This is a genomic window from Rossellomorea sp. LJF3 (assembly GCF_037046045.1).
Lineage (GTDB): Bacteria > Bacillota > Bacilli > Bacillales > Bacillaceae_B > Rossellomorea.
The window spans coordinates 130,764-150,857 of the sequence record NZ_JBANLY010000001.1; the positions used below are offsets into that span (position 1 = coordinate 130,764).

At 40.0% G+C, this 20,094-nt stretch carries 25 protein-coding genes; 18 read left to right on the top strand and 7 right to left on the bottom strand.

Annotated features, from left to right (window positions below; genetic code table 11):
• Positions 1 to 29: 29 nt before the first annotated feature.
• Positions 30 to 485, bottom strand: a complete 456-nt coding sequence (locus tag V8G47_RS00620) for a hypothetical protein (RefSeq protein WP_336198381.1) — start codon at positions 483 to 485, stop codon at positions 30 to 32.
• Between the two features lie 245 nt (positions 486 to 730).
• Entirely contained in the window at positions 731 to 1,288 is a 558-nt protein-coding gene (locus tag V8G47_RS00625) for an MEDS domain-containing protein (RefSeq protein ID WP_336198382.1), read from the bottom strand.
• Positions 1,289 to 1,489: 201 nt separating this feature from the next.
• Between V8G47_RS00625 and V8G47_RS00630 the strand changes: the two genes are divergently transcribed.
• Together V8G47_RS00630 and V8G47_RS00635 are read left to right on the top strand one after the other, a co-directional pair.
• Complete coding sequence (locus tag V8G47_RS00630; protein ID WP_336198710.1) at positions 1,490 to 1,993, top strand: GNAT family N-acetyltransferase; 504 nt, start codon at positions 1,490 to 1,492, stop codon at positions 1,991 to 1,993.
• A gap of 331 nt (positions 1,994 to 2,324) precedes the next feature.
• On the top strand, positions 2,325 to 3,029 hold the full coding sequence (locus V8G47_RS00635; RefSeq protein ID WP_336198383.1) for a class I SAM-dependent methyltransferase: 705 nt from the start codon (positions 2,325 to 2,327) through the stop codon (positions 3,027 to 3,029).
• 52 nt (positions 3,030 to 3,081) lie between these two features.
• Here V8G47_RS00635 and V8G47_RS00640 read toward each other — a convergent pair whose 3' ends face one another.
• The gene (locus V8G47_RS00640; RefSeq protein WP_336198384.1) at positions 3,082 to 3,960 is read right to left on the bottom strand and encodes a LysR family transcriptional regulator; all 879 of its coding nucleotides are present in this window, start codon (positions 3,958 to 3,960) and stop codon (positions 3,082 to 3,084) included.
• Between the two features lie 115 nt (positions 3,961 to 4,075).
• On the opposite strand from V8G47_RS00640, the gene V8G47_RS00645 reads away from it, so the two are divergent.
• The 3 genes from V8G47_RS00645 (at position 4,076) to V8G47_RS00655 (ending at position 6,272) form a co-directional block, all read left to right on the top strand.
• Positions 4,076 to 5,161, top strand: coding sequence for a citrate synthase/methylcitrate synthase (locus V8G47_RS00645; protein WP_336198385.1), 1,086 nt, complete (start codon positions 4,076 to 4,078; stop codon positions 5,159 to 5,161).
• A gap of 189 nt (positions 5,162 to 5,350) precedes the next feature.
• Positions 5,351 to 5,707: a VOC family protein gene (locus V8G47_RS00650; RefSeq protein ID WP_336198386.1), complete on the top strand. Its 357-nt coding sequence runs from the start codon at positions 5,351 to 5,353 to the stop codon at positions 5,705 to 5,707.
• 55 nt (positions 5,708 to 5,762) lie between these two features.
• Entirely contained in the window at positions 5,763 to 6,272 is a 510-nt protein-coding gene (locus V8G47_RS00655) for an NUDIX hydrolase (RefSeq protein ID WP_336198387.1), read from the top strand.
• 154 nt (positions 6,273 to 6,426) lie between these two features.
• On the opposite strand, the gene V8G47_RS00660 is transcribed toward V8G47_RS00655, so the two are convergent.
• Complete coding sequence (locus V8G47_RS00660) at positions 6,427 to 6,927, bottom strand: GNAT family N-acetyltransferase (RefSeq protein WP_336198388.1); 501 nt, start codon at positions 6,925 to 6,927, stop codon at positions 6,427 to 6,429.
• A 208-nt stretch (positions 6,928 to 7,135) separates the two neighbouring features.
• On the opposite strand from V8G47_RS00660, the gene V8G47_RS00665 reads away from it, so the two are divergent.
• Positions 7,136 to 7,783 carry a pentapeptide repeat-containing protein gene (locus tag V8G47_RS00665; protein WP_336198389.1) on the top strand — a complete coding sequence of 216 codons (648 nt, stop codon included), beginning with the start codon at positions 7,136 to 7,138 and terminating at the stop codon, positions 7,781 to 7,783.
• Positions 7,784 to 8,036: 253 nt separating this feature from the next.
• Positions 8,037 to 8,495, top strand: coding sequence for a GNAT family N-acetyltransferase (locus V8G47_RS00670; RefSeq protein WP_336198390.1), 459 nt, complete (start codon positions 8,037 to 8,039; stop codon positions 8,493 to 8,495).
• Positions 8,496 to 8,590: 95 nt separating this feature from the next.
• On the opposite strand, the gene V8G47_RS00675 is transcribed toward V8G47_RS00670, so the two are convergent.
• Positions 8,591 to 9,079, bottom strand: coding sequence for a sigma-70 family RNA polymerase sigma factor (locus tag V8G47_RS00675; protein WP_336198391.1), 489 nt, complete (start codon positions 9,077 to 9,079; stop codon positions 8,591 to 8,593).
• A 260-nt stretch (positions 9,080 to 9,339) separates the two neighbouring features.
• Here V8G47_RS00675 and V8G47_RS00680 point away from each other — a divergent pair, with 260 nt between their 5' ends.
• Positions 9,340 to 9,633 (top strand): hypothetical protein, encoded by a 294-nt coding sequence (locus V8G47_RS00680; RefSeq protein WP_336198392.1) that lies wholly within the window; start codon positions 9,340 to 9,342, stop codon positions 9,631 to 9,633.
• Positions 9,634 to 9,759: 126 nt separating this feature from the next.
• Here the strand turns inward: V8G47_RS00680 and V8G47_RS00685 are convergent, their stop codons facing one another.
• Positions 9,760 to 10,854 (bottom strand): serine hydrolase domain-containing protein, encoded by a 1,095-nt coding sequence (locus tag V8G47_RS00685; RefSeq protein WP_336198393.1) that lies wholly within the window; start codon positions 10,852 to 10,854, stop codon positions 9,760 to 9,762.
• Positions 10,855 to 11,017: 163 nt separating this feature from the next.
• Here V8G47_RS00685 and V8G47_RS00690 point away from each other — a divergent pair, with 163 nt between their 5' ends.
• The 9 genes from V8G47_RS00690 to V8G47_RS00730 all read left to right on the top strand — a co-directional run bounded on the left by V8G47_RS00690 (position 11,018) and on the right by V8G47_RS00730 (position 18,848).
• Positions 11,018 to 11,470, top strand: coding sequence for an NUDIX domain-containing protein (locus V8G47_RS00690; RefSeq protein WP_336198394.1), 453 nt, complete (start codon positions 11,018 to 11,020; stop codon positions 11,468 to 11,470).
• Between the two features lie 312 nt (positions 11,471 to 11,782).
• A complete protein-coding gene (locus V8G47_RS00695) occupies positions 11,783 to 12,253 on the top strand; it encodes an NUDIX hydrolase (RefSeq protein ID WP_336198395.1) in 471 nt (156 codons plus the stop codon).
• A gap of 27 nt (positions 12,254 to 12,280) precedes the next feature.
• The gene (locus V8G47_RS00700) at positions 12,281 to 13,033 is read left to right on the top strand and encodes a class I SAM-dependent methyltransferase (protein WP_336198396.1); all 753 of its coding nucleotides are present in this window, start codon (positions 12,281 to 12,283) and stop codon (positions 13,031 to 13,033) included.
• Positions 13,030 to 13,692, top strand: a complete 663-nt coding sequence (locus V8G47_RS00705; protein WP_336198397.1) for an HAD family hydrolase — start codon at positions 13,030 to 13,032, stop codon at positions 13,690 to 13,692. The genes V8G47_RS00700 and V8G47_RS00705 overlap by 4 nt, the downstream gene beginning before the upstream one ends.
• Positions 13,693 to 14,319: 627 nt before the next feature.
• Positions 14,320 to 14,595: a helix-turn-helix transcriptional regulator gene (locus V8G47_RS00710; protein WP_336198398.1), complete on the top strand. Its 276-nt coding sequence runs from the start codon at positions 14,320 to 14,322 to the stop codon at positions 14,593 to 14,595.
• 38 nt (positions 14,596 to 14,633) lie between these two features.
• Positions 14,634 to 15,905, top strand: a complete 1,272-nt coding sequence (locus V8G47_RS00715; RefSeq protein WP_336198399.1) for an MDR family MFS transporter — start codon at positions 14,634 to 14,636, stop codon at positions 15,903 to 15,905.
• 176 nt (positions 15,906 to 16,081) lie between these two features.
• Complete coding sequence (locus V8G47_RS00720; RefSeq protein ID WP_336198400.1) at positions 16,082 to 16,756, top strand: serine/threonine protein kinase; 675 nt, start codon at positions 16,082 to 16,084, stop codon at positions 16,754 to 16,756.
• A gap of 130 nt (positions 16,757 to 16,886) precedes the next feature.
• Positions 16,887 to 17,963, top strand: coding sequence for an NAD(P)H-dependent flavin oxidoreductase (locus tag V8G47_RS00725; protein ID WP_336198401.1), 1,077 nt, complete (start codon positions 16,887 to 16,889; stop codon positions 17,961 to 17,963).
• Positions 17,964 to 18,158: 195 nt separating this feature from the next.
• The gene (locus V8G47_RS00730) at positions 18,159 to 18,848 is read left to right on the top strand and encodes a hypothetical protein (protein ID WP_061809293.1); all 690 of its coding nucleotides are present in this window, start codon (positions 18,159 to 18,161) and stop codon (positions 18,846 to 18,848) included.
• Between the two features lie 36 nt (positions 18,849 to 18,884).
• Here the strand turns inward: V8G47_RS00730 and V8G47_RS00735 are convergent, their stop codons facing one another.
• Positions 18,885 to 19,364, bottom strand: a complete 480-nt coding sequence (locus V8G47_RS00735; RefSeq protein ID WP_336198402.1) for a hypothetical protein — start codon at positions 19,362 to 19,364, stop codon at positions 18,885 to 18,887.
• 94 nt (positions 19,365 to 19,458) lie between these two features.
• On the opposite strand from V8G47_RS00735, the gene V8G47_RS00740 reads away from it, so the two are divergent.
• Positions 19,459 to 20,046, top strand: coding sequence for a vWA domain-containing protein (locus V8G47_RS00740; protein WP_336198403.1), 588 nt, complete (start codon positions 19,459 to 19,461; stop codon positions 20,044 to 20,046).
• The last annotated feature ends 48 nt before the right edge of the window (positions 20,047 to 20,094 follow it).

The following is a 20,094-nucleotide window of genomic DNA, read 5'->3' on the forward strand; positions in this document are numbered from 1 at the left end:
CTTAATCGGACCCCTGGTACCTTTTTGATTTATAGAGATGTATTTAAGCTTTTAGCGGGTAAATGTGGATTCCAATTAACCAACAATTCTTCCCGAATTCCAAAATAGGTTGTATCCGTCCGATCAGTCACCCCATAAGAAACCTCGGTTCCGTCATCACTCCAATGAATGGTGATCGATACGATTACAGAAGGTCTCTTCAGCCCGGCTATCTCAATTTCAACCGGTTGCTTCAGGTCAAATAACGTTTCAAAACTGATTTCCTGTCTTTGGATTGATGGGGGCGAGAGGGAATCTTCAATATTCACATATTTCTTATTATGATCCAGGATATCATACGTAATAAAAGATTTCCCGGGTTTAATCCAGTACACGATTTGTACAATGCGCCCTGCCTTTAATGAAGTTCCGGAATATGCTTCATGAAAAAGATCCTCATACTCAATGACTTCATTCAATTTGATGGGATTTATGGTTCCGTTCACAAGAGTCCCTCCCCGGAATAAATGTAGAAAGCTTTATAGTAATAGTTATTGGAGGGGTGTCACTCATAGAACCATGAGAAAAAAACAACTGATACTTTTTTAAAGAATACTATAATAAGAGGAAAAGCGATGGGGATGAGGAAAGGATACCTGCACATGTGTATCTATCTGTAACCCATTATGGAAGAGCGCAGAGCAGTTCAAAAATAAAAGACCCTTCGTAAAAGAAGGATCTTAACAGGTTACTATCTTCTATATGTCATGGATAATCGAAGATCTTCATCTGTCAACACGTATTGATAAACCATCTCCAATGTTTCTGTCAACGTTCTTGATAAGCTGTGTCCGGGATATGCACAAACAGAAAGCATACCTTCCTGAAGGACATAATCATCAGCGATCGATTCAAATTCCCTGATTAAGTTTGCGTTGGGTTCTTCCGAGATCCATTCGACATGCCCCCAGGTTCTTATGGAAGAATTCAATTTCTTTATGACAGAGAGATCCTTCTGGAAAGCGTTGAGAATATGCTGAGTGTTAAAGTCCCCATTTAAAAAATAGTAATCAAAATTATCAACTAATGAAATCGATGAGAGCTGTTCCTCTGTATACAATCTGTTCATTCTATGTTTGACCTTGGTGATATTTCTCATGCTTTCAATAATCAGCGTGTGTTGATTGTTTTCCAAGCCTGCCCGAATAAATAACATCAAATTTCGAATGTAGGCTTCCTCCTGTTGAAATGGATAGAAAATATGACCTTTTTGTAACGTTCCAAGCTTCACATCATGTAACACTTCCATATATCCTCACCTCTCGTCCCAAGAAATTATTGCCTTTACGCTACTTTAAGCATAACATAAACGTGTATGGAGCTATACATATTTATGATTGAATATTCTAACAATTGTGGAATGATGTTCACCTGGCACATGCCGTTGACTTTTCACAATATTTCTAGCATGAGAAAGAGAGGAAGATAGATGAATCTTTATATCAAAAAAATGACCCAACCAAGCACTGATATCCTTAAAGCTTTAAATAAATGGGATAACCATCCAGATTTAATCCCATTCATTCGGCCAAATCGAAACAGGGAAGAGCTTGAACAATGCAGGAACATGGACATAGAGGAATTGAAAGAGCGATTGGAAACTCACCATATGTTTCTCATATACTTGGAAAATAAACTTGTGGGGGAAATGAATTATATGATCGATCCCGCTCATCTATATAAAAAAGTAAGGGGAACCGCTTGGGTAGGGATAACGATTGGAGATCCTCATGCACGGGGAAAGGGAATAGGGTATGAAGCAATTCGGTATTTAGAAAAGGAAATAAAAGAACAAGGACTAGCCAGAATAGAACTTGGTGTTTTTGAATTTAACACCAAGGCACATAAGCTATACAGGCAGATGGGTTATCAGGTAATAGCCAGAATCCCTGCCTTTACCTATTGGAATGAAAAAATGTGGTCAGATATCCGCATGGAGAAAGTCTTGATATAATTCTATCAAAATTAGAGAGCCAGGGTGCATATTGCACCTATAGTTTATTGCATTTTCGTAACAATTGTAACAATCATAGTAATCCTACTGATTTCACCTCACGCTTCAGTATAACCAGATTCCATTTAATCAAAAGAGAATACATTTACATACCATACCTTTAATATACGTAGAGGGCTGCACATACGGGGTTTCTGGATGCATATAAGCAGCGCGAATCACAAACTCCAATTCCAATTAATCCATTAAATAATATATTTGTAAAATCGTGGTAACCTTACTTTCCTTGTAATAAAGTAAAATGAAATCAGTTGATTAAGGAGGGAACCACATGCAAAAAAGTATTCATAATTACGATGATTTACTATCCATGCTTGATTCATTTTTACGGGAACCTGAACCATTTTGGGATGAGTTTTTTTCTGATCGCGAGAAATCAGTACCTATCTTTGTAAATGCACCCGACGAGAACTTGGTTTCTTATATAGAGCGTGGAATAATCACACGGGGCAAGGTACTCGAGCTTGGCTGCGGACCGGGAAGGAATGCCATTTTTTTAGCTGAACATGGATTTGAGGTTGACGCAGTCGATCTATCTAAAACGTCCCTTGAGTGGGCAATGGAACGGGCTGATGAAAGAAATTTGTCCATCAACTTTCTACATCAAAATATATTTGACTGTGACCTGACAATTGGAAAGTACGATTTCATTTACGATTCTGGATGTTTTCACCACATTGCTCCACATAGAAGGATAAGTTACATAAATCTTATTGAAAGTGCATTAGACGAGGGAGGATACTTTGGCATAACGTGTTTTTATAAGGGTGGTAAATTAGGCGGCTCAGATATATCTGATTGGGAAGTATATAAAAAAGGCTCACTGATGGGAGGATTAGGGTATACAGAAGAACGTTTAAAGAGTGTCTTTCAATCATTAAAGCCCGTTGAAATCAGGAAAATGATCGATAAGAAAGTTTCAGATAACACATTTGGTGCATCTGACTTACTGACAGGTCTTTTTCGAAAAAGGTAATTTATATCGAGGATGCCATGGTCACTGATTCGTGCCCATGGCATCCTTTTTTTTATACTCTGAATCGGGACAGGAAGCGTAAAAATTCGTTTTGTGTCTTATGTTGATATTTTGTAAGTGCGAAGGTCTTAGCTTCCGGTATTGGAAAAGCACTTGTATGGACTTCCAGAAGCCTCCCTTCCAACAGCTCTCTCCTGACTGAAGAGGAAGGAAGATAGGATACGCCAAGCCCTTCTGCAATGAACCGTTTCGTAATATGTGTCTGCGAAACTCTCATCATCCTTGTTGTCGGATAAAATTGTTTGATGGTGTAACAGAGTTCATCCCAATAGGATGGGTGATTGTGGGTCAATAAGTAATTCGATGCCAATAACTCCTCTTCGTCAAGAGGTGGTGCTGACTCAAAATCCCTTCCATCATGTGGAGCCACCAAAATGACCTTATCTGAAAATAAGAGAGTCTGTTCAAGTTCAGGACTAAAACAGGGGAGACAGGAAAGTCCGATATCAACCCTTTCTTCCAAAACTGCCTTTTCTATTTCCGCAGATTCAATGATTTCAACCGAAATCTCCACCTGGGGATGGTTCTCCAGATATTGCTTCAATACAAAAGGCAACACATTATCAGCAATCAAGGGGGAGATAGCCATTTTAAGTGTGGTTGTGTAACCCTGATTAAAGGAATGAATGTCCGTTATTCCTTCCTCATAAACCTCGATCAATCTCTTCGCATTTTGTAAATAGGATCTCCCCGCTTCTGTCAGCTTGATTTTCTTCCCATCTCTTTCGAAAAGGACCACTCCAAGTTCCTTTTCAAGTTGTTTGATGTGTACCGTGACGGTCGGCTGTGAGATATATAATCGCTCGGCAGCTTTCCTGAAATGATTGAACTCAGCCGCGATAATAAATGTTTTAATGATATTCAAATCCATTAGGCTTACCCCATCCTTATTATAAAATATAATCAATTCAATTAAATATATTTAATTTTCTTAATTATAAATCCATTATACAATATTTGTAATGAAGCAAAAGGGGATGTTTTGAATGTTTAGTGAAGGATTAAAAGGAATAGTAGCAGCACAAACGTCGATCAGTCACATTGATGGAAAGGAAGGTATCCTCATCTATAGGGGATATGAAATCGGAGAACTCAGTCATCTGTCATTTGAAGAAGCTGCGTTCTTGTTGTGGTATGGGTATCTTCCAACAGAGGAGGATGCAGTGGAGATCAAGAAGAAATTGAGTACTTATCGAGACTTGACACCTGCAATGAAGGACATCCTTCATTCTCTACCAAAAGACATGGAGATCATGGGGGTATTAAGGACGGTTATCTCCTCTATGGGAGGATCAGTTTACAAATGGAAGCCGACTATAGAGCAATCCTTACGATTGACAGCGGTCATACCTACCATCATTGCCTATCGATTTAATATGTTGATGGGTCGACCTCTACTCGAGGCGGATACCGAGTTAAGCCATGTGGAGAATTATCTATTCATGCTAACCGGAAAAAGTCCGTCTAAGGCAGTTGCGGATGCACTTGAAACGTATATGGTACTTACGTTGGAACATGGAATGAATGCTTCTGCCTTCTCGGCAAGAGTCACGGCCTCAACAGAATCTGATCTTGTTTCAGCAGTCACTTCAGCGATCGGGACCATGAAAGGTCCACTTCACGGTGGGGCACCATCCGGGGTCATTGATTTGTTGAACGAAATAGGTGTGGCTGAAAAAGCCGAAAATATCATTAGAGGAAAATTACTGAAAGGTGAAAAGCTGATGGGATTTGGTCATCGGGTATATAAGACTCATGATCCTAGAGCCCTCGCTTTAAGAAATAAGTTATTAGAAAATAAGGGGGATGATCTCTCTTTGGATCTGGCACTGTTTGTCGAGAAAAAGGCGATCGAACTGTTAGCTGAATTAAAGCCGGGAAGATCCCTTTACACCAATGTAGAATTTTATGCTGCAGCCATAATGAAATCGATTAATCTGCCATCAGATCTTTTCACACCGACATTTACGGCCGCTCGCATCGTTGGTTGGACAGCCCATGTATTGGAGCAGGCTGAAAACAATACAATATTCAGACCACAATCTGAATATATAGGAAAACGAAACGCCTAAAGAAGAAAACCTTGGTGCAGGTTTTGTGTAAACGCTTAGAGTCCTCTAAGCGTTTTTTCTTTGGAATACATTTTTCGCTTGAAGGACAATGGGAAATTTTGTCGAATTGTAAATAGTGCGTACTGCTATTAGGGAATATATTTAAGAGAGTTCAATTTTACATCGATAAGAAATGTGGAGGGAATGAATGTGAAAAATCGAAATGGAAAAGTGGTTGGCTTTGAAATAAGCAGTCAGGCTCCAGAAAAAGCAGCAGCCTTTTATTCAAATGTTTTCGGGTGGGAAGTGGACGAACCCAAGTGGGACTACCGGACGATCACGACAGGAAACAAAGATGGGATAAACGGAGGGATTAGCAAGGGACCTCACGATCATCCACACGGTACACGAATTCAAATTGAAGTAGAATCCATTGAAGAAACCATTTCTACAGCGAAAGAAAATGGGGCAATGGTGGTAAGAGATAAGATGGAATTCGAGCATTTTTTCCTTGCCTATTTAGTTGACCCCACCGGTCTGGGGATTGGGTTGATCGAAAACAAGTAGGGAAAATACATAGAGCAAAGACACCTGAAGTACTCGAAGGAAAGGAGCATTTGCTTTGTTTGAAACTGTATTAGGAAAACCAAAAGACTCGGTAACTGAATACAAAATGAAATATAGAACCGCCGTTAAGGCAGTCATCATACAAGATGGTAAAATCCTTCTAATGCATTCCAACAGGGGTGATTATAAATTTCCAGGAGGCGGAGTCGAAGAATATGAAAGTCTGTCTGCTGCCCTTATAAGGGAAGTGGCCGAAGAAACCGGCTACATACATTGTCAGGTAAAAGAGCCTTTAGGTATCGTGACACAAAGATATATGGACTTGTATGACGAGGATACAATGTTCGAAATGACTTCACACTATTTTCATTGCGAACTATCAGACTTTGATAAAATACCTCAACAATTAGAAGAATATGAGTCTGAGCTGGAGATCACTCCCCGATGGATCACCTTGGATGAAGCCATTGACGGGAATGAGATGCTGATGGATAAGTATGAGAACAATCGATGGATCAAAAGGGAAAACTATGTTTTGGAAGAATTAAAGAAATTATACGAATAGAATGTGAACGTTTACCTGGTATAGGTTAGGCATGTTCTTATTCATTCATGCAAGATCTATCATTTATGAACTTTATGGAAAGAGCTGTCGGTTTATGACCCAGCTCTTTTCGATATTTGAAAACGTGTACTAAGTTCATTAAATTTCTTATTAGTTAGATTCCGTATTTTTTCAGTTCTTCTGTATCATTGGGCAATGTCACATAACCTTCAAACTTCATTCCCAACTTTTCAAGAAGTTTAGAAGAAGAGTCATTATCTTTTGTTGTAATCGCCACCAGACGTTTAATCCCCGATTCTTTAGCAAAATCCACCGTAGCGCTTGCGGCTTCATACGCATACCCTTGAGATTGATAGTCAGATAGAAAGGCAAAGCCTATATCCACGTCTTCCAGCCCGTCTCGCTTAATCAGTCCACACAAACCGATTGGTGCATGGTCAAGCTTTCGTTCTACCAGGAATAATCCAAATCCTTTTTGCTTATACATGGTTCTCGGACCATTCAAAATATAACGATTTGCATCTTCCAAAGTATGAACCCCTTTATCTCCAATGTATTGAAGCCATCCAGGCTCATTCAATAATGTTAAAATAAATCCTGCATCCGATTCCTCCACCCATCTAAGGGAGAGCCGATTGGTTTCTGTAACTTTCACAAGGAACACCCCATTTCTTATCATTCCACCTTATTGTACTTGAAATATATAAGAGTGGAAATCGATTATTCTCACTCAACAATGCTTCATACTATAAACCACTAACATCATTGCGAGACACACGCCTAATAAAAATCCAAGACTACTATTCAATTTTCTTCATGATATAGTTTCTTTATACAAAATGAACATAATCTGAGGTGTAAACATGGCGCAAAAATTTAAAGTCGAAGACCCGAAAATCCCTGCTCGTTTAAGCTCTGTCAATTTTCAAGATATCTATTATGAAGAAGATCCGTTCCTATCAAATGGTTTGATCGAAAATATTGCACTGGACCAGGAAGAAATCGATCAGCTCGTGATATCGAAAGTAATGTTTAAAAATGTTTCATTCATCGGTGTATCTTTCCCCCGTATCGACATGACAGATGTCGTGTTTGAAAACTGTGACTTGTCGAATGCAAACTTCAATGAAGGAATCATACATCGGGTCATCTTTAAGGATTGCAAATTATTGGGAGTTAATTTTTCCAGTGCTCATTTAGGAAATGTCCGTTTTGAAGAGTGCATGGCAAATATGAGTGACTTTGTTGAAACCCGATTAAAACACGTGATATTTAACGAGACCCTATTACAACATGCCAATTACTCTGACTGTGAACTTCTTAAGGTCAACTTTAATCAGTGTAATCTTAATGATGTTGACTTCACTCAGACTGATCTCAAGGGTATTGATATTAGTACTTGCAAGTTTACACAGATCAATGTAGCCCTTGAAAATCTTTCCGGTTGTGAAATTTCACCTGAGCAGGCGATCGGGTTTGCAAGCTTATTGGGATTGAAAGTAAAGGAGTAGTATAAAGACTGTTGTTGTTCAAAGCGTCCTATAACTATGAGTTGAAATCCTGTACAAGACAGGATGCCGGAATAGCTGGCGGCTTGATTTCCATCGCTGCCTATCCAAGGTTTCTTCGTACAAGAGTTAATGACAGATGAAGAATTTTCTATTGATTTTTAAAAATGAAAATACTATCCTTATTTCTTGAAATTTATGGTATGATTTTATGGTCTGAAATACAAGATCTTCATAGATTGAAAGGGGAACATACTTGAATAAGAAACAAGTGAAAATCGCAGAAGTAAACGCAGAAAATTGGTATGAATGTTGTCAACTGGAACTTTCCCGGGAGCAACAGGAATTTATTGAGCCTAATGCCATTTCGATTGCTCAATCGAAATTCGAGACTACTTTAAAACCATTCGCCATTTATGTTGAAGATAAAATCGTCGGGTTTTTAATGTTCAACTCTGTACCTGAAGAACTGGATGGTTATTGGGTTTACAGAATCATGGTGGATAAAAATTATCAAGGTAAAGGCATCGGAAAAGCCGCAACAGATCTGATGATGAATGAAATGATAGAAACCTATGAAATAAATAGAATCGTAGTAGGATATCATCCTGAAAATCAGGGTGCTCACCGCTTATATGCGAGTTTGGGATTTGTCGATCACGGTGACCGATTCGGCAGGGAAATGGCGGTAGTGAAAGAAGTAACGATTAACTAAGATATTTCAAAAGGGCCAAAAACGCTTGGCCCTTTTGAATTGAGGATTCCTTTAAAACCCCATTCTCCTATATCTTAGAGCAAACGACTTATTATTCACCCGTTAATATCCAATATCCCTCGAACCTTTTCCTTTGCTCCCTTCCTCCACTTTTTCACAGCGGATATGGACACATTCTCTACTTCTGCAATTTCACTGACTGTCAGCATATGCAGACAAGTATACAAGACCCATTTTCTCTGATTTGCAGTTAAGTCCCCACAGTAACTGAACAGCATTTCTTCGGCCAGTCCTTCGTTGACATGGTCATCCTCGATCATGTCAAAAAACTCCGTCTCTTTGAAAATACTTTTTTCTTCATTCCGATTTTCATTTGTCAAATGAGAAAGTATTCTGCCACGAATATATGAATAAGCATAAGCAGGAAACGCTCCTTTTTCCGGATCGAACTTTTGATGTGCCTCCCATAGTGCGATGAGACCGGTTTGATAGTATTCAGGTTTGTTTTTGTAAATGTGCAGAGAATGAATGATCTTGTGAATCATCCTGTCATATTGCGAATGAAGCTCTTCGAATATCTCCAAGTCAGTATCCTTTTGACCGGCGCGCCGTTCTTTGTATTCCCAGGTAGCTTAACCTTACAAAGGAACAGGGCTTTTAGACAAAAGAGGATAATACCCGTTTTCATGGGAGAAATCTAGCATTGCCAAGGTTAGTCATCATCATTTATCAGTAGGGAACTGACAGTTATGCCGAAATTTCTGGTGTTGTGAATTACGTGAGTTTAACTTCACCCACCAATAGCAATACTAAAAGGACTATCCACTTACAAGGAGGTCCTGATATGCCTATGAAAAAGAATGAAAATAACGATGTCCTCGTTCAGAAAAATGAAAAGATTGAAAAGCTTGAAGAGATGTTAGCGGCTGTGCTTCACTACTTATCAGATGATGAAATCGAAGAAATCGATATCGAATATCTTCTTACGAATACAGATAACCTCCGGGAATGGTGGGATAGCTACCGGGAGAAAAACAAAAAGAAGCTAGAAGATGAGATTAAAAAGTCTTTGAACAGGTTATCTCTTGAAGAGTTAGAAAACATCCGGGAACAAATAAAGAATAAAATGGCTAAATGACAACGGAGAAACCATAATAATATTATGTAAATTAAATCGTACACAGAAGAAGGCGGAGGACGGTATGACTCAAATAGCTCAGGAAGAGAACCCTTTGGGAGAAGGCTTCTCTTCCTGAACGTTTATCTATTTACTAAATCTCTTTAACAGTTGATGAGCAAGTGTCACAACTCCTACAGGCATCTGATTCACGATGACCGTCGCAAAAATTTCATCATCGGGATAATAAAGTGTCACGGATTCATACCCATGGATGCCACTATGATGACCATACGCAACCATTCCTTTTTCAAACGTATACTTGTATAATCCCAAACCGTAAAATTGTTTCGGATCATCCGTTTCATGAAATACAAGCATTTGTTTCATTGATTCCTGAGATAGGAGGGAGCCGCCAAAAAGGGCCTTCATGAATGTTTGGATTTCTGCGGGATTTGAAACGAGTGCCCTTGAAGTCCCCATGATTGAAACATTGAGAGCTGTAATATGTGTTATATCATCTGACAGGTCGGTCAGGTCGGGCGTCGCTTTCGAATGCCCGGTGGCAAAGGGGGGCCTGAGATCATTGGAACAAGGGAAGTATGTTCTATCCAGTTGAAGTGGTTGGGTGATCCATTGATAGACTGCGTCTTCAAACTTTTTTCCTGAACATTCTTCAACGATCAGTCCCAACATGATAAAGTTCGTATTAGAGTACTTGAACGCAGTACCAGGTTCAAATTCCAGGTCGTGGTTGGCAACAAGTCTGACAAGACTTCGAGACGAAAAAAAATCCCGGGGGCTTGAAACAGCGTGCTGGATACATTTTGTTCCTGCAACGTCCATCCATAAATAATCCTTAAGACCGCTTGTATGCTGGAGCAGTTGTCTCACGGATATACGCCTGCCTTCTTTCAGGATACCAGGCAAGATGGATTCTACAGTTTGCTCGAGTGAAAGCATGCCTTCTTCCTGAAGTTTTAAAATCACCACACTTGTTACAATGTTTGATAAGCTTCCAACCCGCTGATGATCATAAGGATCTAATAACGTATCTTGAAGAAGGTTTCGAACGCCTGCTGCCATTATATAGTCTTTTCCGGAAGAATCAGTCAGACACAACGATATACCTGGAATCCTGTATCTATCACGAAAGTATTGGACTGTTTTTTCCAGTAAAGCAGGATCCTTCAAAGAAATCATCCTTTCAAGTCTTGGTTTAATTAAGAAAACACCTGCCATTGCAATTGCTTTTAAGAATAAAGCAGGATTTAAGCGGTTTTATATTGAAATGTATATATTTAGTATTTTTTTAATGCTATAGATCCACTAAATAGAAAGTGAGTGTCATATAGTATGTTTTATACATATGTGAAATCAAGAGAAATAGAAGGAGAATGATCCGATGCCGATTCGTAACTCAGCAAAAGCCATCATTATCAAAGACAACAAACTACTTTTGACTAAAAACAAAGACGAAGACAGTATTTTTTACCTTTTCCCCGGTGGTGGACAGGAACATGGTGAAACACTTCATGAGACTTTAAAAAGGGAATGCCTTGAGGAAATCGGATGTGAAGTGTCAGTAGGAGAACTAATCCATGTCAGAGAGTATATCGGTAAAAACCATGAACATGCAGCCTTCGATTCCGGCTTTCATCAAATAGAGTTTTACTTTGCGTGTACACTCATCCACGAATGGAACAATGCTCTGACCCCATCTAACCCCGATAGTCATCAAGTAGGGGTGGAGTGGATTAATTTGAGTGAACTGAAAGAATATAGACTCTATCCTAAAGAAATAGAATCGTATTTAGTCAATAAATCGTCCAAGGTTTATCTGGGGGACATTAATTAGTTCTATTCCATTCAAATAAGGGAGGGCGATGATTGTTGAGAATAAGTACTTTTATTTTGACTGGCCTATTGGCAGGCATTTATTCAAGTGTGTAAGATGGTATTGAACAGGACTACAGCTTAAATTCCCTCTTCAGTGCCTTTACCTTAGTGCTGTTAACGATCGGGACAGGGCTTTTATTAAACATGCTTCCATCCATAAAAAAGTCGAGGGAATCCTGACTGAACTCTTTCGGGGAATATACGTAAAAGTCTAAAGTAAAACGGAGTGATAATGATGAATTCTACATATGTATGGTGGGGGAAATCCAAAGTGAAGTTAGCATGGCGGCAAGATTCGATCCTTCCTGACACATCACGAGTCACCAGTGTGCATGGATTCTGCTTTAGAGATGGAAAGCTGCTCTTGGTGAATCTTCATGAGCGAGGCTGGGACTTTCCAGGTGGGCATCTGGAAAAGGGTGAGTCCCCTGAAGGATGCTTGAAGAGGGAAGTGATGGAGGAAGCCTATGTATCCGGCTCTTCTCATTTTTTGGGTTATCTGATTGTGGATCATCATGATAATCCCCTATGGAATGAACAAAGCCCTTATCCTAAAGTAGGCTTTCAACTTTTTTATAGAGTGGACGTTGAAGAAATATATCCATTCGAAGCAGAATATGAATCTGCTGAGCGATGTTGGATCGATCCAGATCAAGTAGCCGATTATTATTCCGGATGGAACGGAGTGTATGGGGAGATTCTTTCTCTTGCACAAAGTATACCTGCCATAAAAAAAGTGTAAAGCTAGATAGAATAGGAGGAATCCCATATGAATACAAAAGCCATTGCTATAAATAAACAGAGCTGGGAAGAGGCTGCGCCTAGATTCTACGGTAGAAATCCCCTGCCGGAATACGGACCTCTTGCCCCTACTGAAGATGAATTACAACTCCTTGGGGAGGTTGAGGATAAAAGGGTATTAGATATCGGCTGTGGAAGTGGACATTCTCTCAAATACATCAAGAATAAATTAGCCGGTGAGCTATGGGGCCTGGATCTTTCCCATAGTCAAATCGAGGCCGCAAGGAATTTACTCTCTGACGATCATGTCAGATTATTTGAATCTCCAATGGAAAAGAATCCCGGGATACCTGAGGGGTATTTTGACATTGCGTATTCAATTTACGCTCTGGGTTGGACGACCGACCTTCATCAAACGCTTGCCAATATATACTCTTACCTTAGACCAGGAGGCATCTTCGTATTCAGTTGGGAGCATCCATTCTATAATCGGGTTTATCAAAAGGGGGAAGACCTCCTTCTCAAACAGTCCTATCATAAGGAAGGTCCCTATGATCACGAGGCGTGGACTTATCCTGCAATTATGCAGCAGTTCAAAGTCAGCACCTATTTGAATGCGCTTATCAAAAATGGCTTTATGATTGAACAGGTGGTGGAAGAGGTACGTTTATCTGAAGAAGATGTGGAAAGGCATACCGGTAGGTGGTATAGCTTTGATAAAGCAAATTATTTACCTACGACATTGATTGTGAAAGCTAGGAAGGGAAAGGCTGTCTCATGATTAAAGCTGCACTATTCGATCTTGATGGGACGCTTTTAAACAGGGATGCGTCTGTCCAAGTATTCATCACACACCAATATGAACGACTCTACTATTGGCTCCGTCATATCCCGAAAGATTCATATACATCCAGATTCATTGAATTGGATCAAAGGGGTTATGTGTGGAAAGACAGGGTGTATAAGCAGCTTATCGAGGAGTTTTCAATTCAGGAACTGACTTGGGAGGAACTGCTCGACGATTATATCAGTCAATTTAAACACAGCTGTGTACCGTTTCCCCATTTAATTAATATGCTGGATGAATTACAAGCTTGTGGTATACAATTGGGGATGATCACGAACGGTTTCGGCAGATTTCAAATGGACAATATACTGGCCCTTGAAATCGAGCCTTACTTTCAAGAAATTCTTATTTCTGAATGGGAAGGGTTGAGAAAGCCAGATCCTGAAATCTTTAAGAAGGCGATAAAAAGATTACATGTAAAACCTGAAGAGTGCATTTTTGTCGGGGACCATCCTGAGTATGATGTGTATGGTGCCCAAAAAGTAGGGATGAAGGGGATCTGGAAAAGAGACCCCCATAGGACCGATGCAAAGCATGCTGATGCGGTGATTGATGACTTGTCTGATTTACCACGTTGCTTAAGGAGCCTTTAATTTTCTAAGGGGGAAATCCCTCATCTAACATACTTATTTAGGCAAAGCTACCACTATTAAATTCATGGAATTTCTAGTATAATAGTCTTCTTGATACTACATATTCAGCGTAGCGCACTGGAATTGAATCAAATCAGGAGGGTCTAAATTGTTAGAATTCAGTAAATTATTAACAGAACCAGTAAAAACAGTTGCCATTAATATTGCTATTGTTTCGTTAGTCACCATATCGCTTACCACACTAATATATACGGTACTTAAATTCATTAAGTTACCAGAAAAGTTCATAGAAAATATCATCGGTCTGATCGTCGTGTTCGTAGGCATCGGCACCGTTTATTATTCACTTAGATGGGATTTATTCCTCGCATTATAAATATCTATAAAACAGTAAAAAGCATCTTATATGGTGCTTTTTTCTTTTATAAAGCATTCACCATAAAAACTACCCTCCCCCTACCTTACTTCATCCTAAAGTCTTATATCCTTTCATCTAAAATGACGATGATATGCCCGTGTAAAATCAATATAGTATAAATAGAAATGTACTTATCCCCCTTGATAATACGGAGAACTTTCTTTATATTTAGTAAATACTGTTTTACCAAATGTTGGAGGAAACCACCTATGAATGACATGAAGAAATTTTGCAACTCCATTAATTCCTGTTTTGCGAATGGGAATTCGCCTATGGTCAAACGAAACATGGGAGAGATTGTATCCCTACTCCGTATAAAATCTCAACTGACTCAAGAAGAACTGGCCAAAAGAGCAAATGTATCCACCCAAACGATTAAAAGACTTGAAGGAGGCAAGGAAAAGGTAAGTGATATCACTTGTCGAGAAATAATAGAAGCACTGGGGGTTAATATCTCTAGGCTGACAAAGATTCTAGATGAATGAAATGAACAACCGTCCAATTATAGAGAGAAGGAATACATATGAGATTCAGAGATTTCCATAAAAATATTAAAATACGTATCATTGAAACATTTATGAGCCGCTTTATTGGGAGCATGATCTTTCCGTTTATGTCGATTTACCTGGCCGTTCATTTTGGAACAAAGGTAGCAGGGTTATTACTTTTGATCAATGTGTTTGTAGGAATAGGAATCAATTTTCTTGGCGGATATTTTGCAGATCAATTTGGCCGCAAGAGAATTATGTTGTTCGCAGAATCGCTCAGGTTTCTGGCTTTCCTCACCATGATGGTTTGTAACTCTCCCTGGTATGAATCAGCCGTTGTCACCTTTACCATGATGACGGTCAACAGCATTTGCTGGGGCCTTGCAGGACCTGCCAATCAGGCTATGATGATCGATGTCAGCACACCTTCACAACGGAAGCTTATGTACTCGATCACCTACTGGGCGAACAATCTGTCCATCGCAATCGGAGGAATCATAGGGGCCTTCTTATTCAAGGATTACCTTTTCGAGCTCTTTCTTGCACTTAGTGTTGCATCGTCCATTACCGCAGCCTTGGTGGCATTCTTCATTGATGAGAGCTATGCAGCGTCGGAATCCGAGTTAACACCCTCTCAGCATGTTAAACAACTTATTTCAAACTACGGAAAAGTCATGCATGACAAGCTATTTGTCCTGTTTACCATTGCAGGTGTGCTTATTCTGTCCATGGAGTTCCAGCTCACGAATTACATCGGCATTCGACTAAGTGAAGAGATGCCTTCGCAACCATTCCTATTCTGGGACATAGACGGCGTACAAACAATGGGTATCCTTCGAAGTGAAAATACGATTCTGGTCGTCATCCTCATGCTTTTTATCACGAGGATTCCACATTCGTTAAAAGATAAGACCGTTTTAGTGTGGAGTTGTTTCTTCTTTTCAATCGGGTATGCTGTACTTGCTTATTCAAATAACGTGTTCATCCTGTTCGTGATGATGGGGGTACTCACCATCGGAGAAGTCTTCCGCGTGCCGGTAGAGCAATCGTATATGGCAGCCATTCCCCCTGATGATGCCCGCAGCTCCTATATGGCATTTAACGGGCTTAAGTTTAACCTGTCCATGCTGATTGCATCCGTCACCGTAACACTCGGAGCAATTCTTCCATCGAACATCATGGCCGGGATCATTCTCACCATTGGACTTTCTGGTACGGTCATTTTAAAAATCATTTCTCCAGAATTGGATAGGCGAAAAGAAGGCGCTGAGCTGAAGCAGAAGGTTGACGCCGTTAAAGCAGGTTAGGAAACACGTGGGAAAAGGGAATACGGGAGTGTTCAATCAGAAATTGTTTAAAATTACTAGGAAGATAAGAAGGCTTTGAGTTGATATTTGAAATGGGCTGATGCTATATTATCCTGAATAAGGTACGAATTCAGTTCATATCTTTAAAAGAGTTCAATCGTATGAAGGGAGAGCCTATGGATAATAAATGGGAAGTCGCACTACCTTCTTTATCTCAAATGACCGTGTCTTCAAATGCAAATAACGAGCCTGTCACTATCCATGGTGGTGATGAAACGTTACGATGCATTGGCGTCGGGACAGACGCGGCAGTCTTTCAATCCATTTATGCACCTGAATTTGCTTTCAAATTGTATGCTGAAGATAAGAGACCTAAAATAAAAAGTGAAGAAAAAGTCTATCAAACCATCGGAGACTCCCCTTATTTTTCCACCTGCTATGCAGCTTATGATACTTTATTGGTGTTAAGTTTTGAAGAAGGACCAACACTTTTTGATTGTTTGCTGCAGGGGATCAATATTCCTGAACAAGTGGTTGAAGACGTTGAAAATGCAAGACAATATGTTCGAGATCAAGGATTGAATCCGCGTGATATTCACCTGAAAAACATTTTATTGCAAAATGGCAGAGCGAAAATCATTGATGTATCGGAATATATCCAACCTGGAAATGATTTCAGATGGGAGCATTTAAAGAAAGCCTACGAAGATCATTACCACCTTATAGATGGCCGGGCCGTACCGTTTTGGCTATTGGAGACCATTCGGAAATGGTATAACTCATGGAATAAGCATTTTAGTTCATATGAAGAGTTCATGAAAAGAGTATCAAATTTTACTTCCTTTAAATAAGTCGAAAAAGCGTTCAAGGCATCTGCTGCTTTGAATGCTTTTTTGACTCGAATGAGTTGTACTACACGCTTTCCTTTGACATAATTCAACATAGAATCACATTATGTATGATAGAAACAGGAGGGAGAATATGTGGTATCAGAACGATGTAACGAAGAATCTGTGTACAAAGTATCCTATCATCCAAGCAGGGATGGCTGGAGGGGTCACTACCCCTGAACTGGTTGCTTCTGTATCAAATTCCGGGGGGCTTGGGACCCTTGGGGCAGGCTATATGTCTGTCACAGACCTCAATGAAAATATCAAACAAGTAAAAAAGCAAACGAACCTTCCATTTGGGGTAAATGTATTCATTCCCGAGGAACCGGAATATACTGAAGAACAATTAAACCAAATGCAAGAATTACTGAAACCATTTAAGAAAGAGTTGAATCTCTTCAATGATGGTCCATTCACGATAAAACAAATTGATCTTGAAAGACAGATTGAAGCAATTTTAAAGGAAAGAGTCCCTGTCTGCAGCTTTACATTTGGAATTCCGCCAAAGGAAATAATGAAAGAGTTGAAAAAGGAAGACATTAAAGTGATTGGAACTGCAACGACGGTGGAAGAAGCGTTGATCAATCAAGAATGTGGAGTGGATTTGATCGTCGCACAGGGAAGCGAGGCGGGTGGTCACAGGGGTACATTTCTTGGTACATACGATGAATCGATGATTGGGACGTTCTCACTTATTCCACAAGTGGTGGATGCTGTAGAAGTACCTGTCATAGCTGCAGGGGGAATAATGGATGGAAGAGGTGTGATAGCCGCACTGGCTCTGGGTGCAAAAGGCGTTCAGATGGGTACAGCTTTTCTTACAAATAAAGAAAGTGGTGCAAAAGACATACACAAAAAAGCCATTTTACAAGCTGAAGAAACAAGTACAACCATGACATCAGCATTCAGCGGTAAACCGGCAAGGGGCATAACAAACTCATTCATAAACATAATGAAAGAGTACGAAAATCAAATCCTTCCTTATCCTGTACAAAACGCATTAACGAAAGAATTAAGAAGGGAAGCCGGCAATCAACAAAACTCTGAATTCATGTCATTATGGTCTGGCCAGAGCCCGCGGCTGAGTAAGGACGTTTATGTACACGAACTGATTGATTCCCTGGTACAGGAAGTAGAAAAAGGTATACACAGATTGACCGGAAAGTGACGGTTATAGTGGGGTTCAACACCATTTACTCATCTTTAGTCCCATTATCACAATTCTTGTTTTCCTGTTATTTAAGCTTGTAATACTTCCTAGCAAAGGTATAATTTTGATATAAGGAAAGCGCTTTTTTATTTAACGAAAATTTTCATAATAATTAAAATTCATTTTTCGAGGTGCATTTTCTAGGAGGTTCACATGAGAGAAATTTTACCGGGATCCATATTGTCTCACATTCAGTACGGATATCAAAAAGTCCCTAAGAAAGTCAAAAGTCAATGTCCAAGTTGCTCCAAGACCAGTGAATTTGTGTTGAAAGCCAACTTCTATCAAGTGAATAAAACCGGGCTGTTCGCAGAGGCAAACTGTTCGGAGTGTAAGAAACCGGCTGTTTTCGTTATCATGTTGAATGATGATTCGATTCATCACAAGGAGGAAGCGGGTCTTTATATTTATGATCCACTGGCTACAAATGGACCTTTAGATCAGATCCAGGGGAATAAACGGATCCCCCAGGACCTTGTCCGTTCGTTCCGTTCTGCATTGAATGTTAGCCAGTCCAAAGATAACTCAGCAACGGCCGTAATGTCAAAACGCGTGTTAGAGAGTGTCCTGAAGAATTTCAATGGTGATCAATCATCAGGTCAATCCCTGTCTGAACAATTCGACCAGCTGCCGAAGAATGTAGATCTGTCAAAGCCGATCCAGGCCCTCAGCCATCTTGTTCATCCCAAATCAGCATTTTATGAAATGTTGGAATTGGAACGGGAAATAGACGATGAAACTGCCGGGCTGCTCATAGAGTTATTGGAAGGTTTGATAGAATACCTTTATGTACTTCCGGAAAAAATTGAAACATTACAGGAGAGAATTGAAAAGAAATATTAGTTGCAGTAGAGTGCCGAATCCGGCACTCTACTTTTTTCATAATGGTTTTAACCCGAGGGAATACAATGCCTGGTTCACTTCATCGATGTCGTAAATCTCCTTCTCTAAACAAAACTGAATGACGAGATCGAATCGGTCATTGTTGGACAGGGAGAAACCTGCGGCATTCAGCATATCTACAGTACCTTCCTCTGCCAATTTCATAGAAAGACACAGGGCTACGACTGTCCGCTTACTGGGCTTATAATCAGGAATCGATCTTATTTTGGAAAAAAGCTTCCGGTCTACTCCGGCTGTTTTGTAAACGGAAGCATCTGTCAGACCCAGTTCATCGATATGCTGAAAAAGCCTTTCTGAAAAAGACGCCGAATGATGCATTTCAATAAACATTTCCAGCTCATTTGCGTACATAGCATCACTTATAAGGGGCTCTTCCTTATGTAAATCATATAACCGGACGTCTCTGCTTGCCTCCACAAAATCACGAAGCTCCTTCAGAATCTGTTCGCTAAGCATTCCATCACCTCCAAATGTCGCTTACAAAGCGACCCATATTATCCTCTTTGTGGTTATGATTATATCAGAAACAATATGGAGAGGATGAGAAAAAATGAATCGAGAATATACTGAAATCATTTTTTTATTAGACAGAAGCGGATCAATGAGTGGACTTGAAAAAGAGACGATTGGAGGTTACAACTCTTTTATCGAGAAGCAGCGCAAGCTGTCCGGGCAAACACTTGTCACGACCGTTCTCTTCGATGACAAGGTCGAGCAGTTATGGTGTGGGGTGGAGGCTGGAAAGGTACGGCTAACAAAGGAAGAGTACTTCGTCAGAGGGTGCACAGCATTAATGGATGCTGTAGGTAAAACGATCATCGAAGTGGGTCATCGCCTATCCCGTATGGCTGAAGGGCAAAGACCGGGTAAAGTCATCTTCGTGATCACAACCGATGGTATGGAAAACGCCAGCGTGGAGTTCTCAGAAAGTCAGGTGAAGGATCTTATCAATCAGCAACAGGAACGATACAATTGGGAGTTCCTCTTTCTGGGAGCGAATATCAATGCAGCTGAAGAAGCAATGAATATCGGCATCGACATCGGAAGTGCGTATCAATTTGAAGCTTCCTCTAAAGGGGTTGAAGCGATGTATGATGTGGTGAGTGAAGCTGTGTGTGAAAAGAGAAATAAATGGTAATCATGATATTGGGGTCCCATCTTTTTGATGGGTTCTTTTTGGTTATGT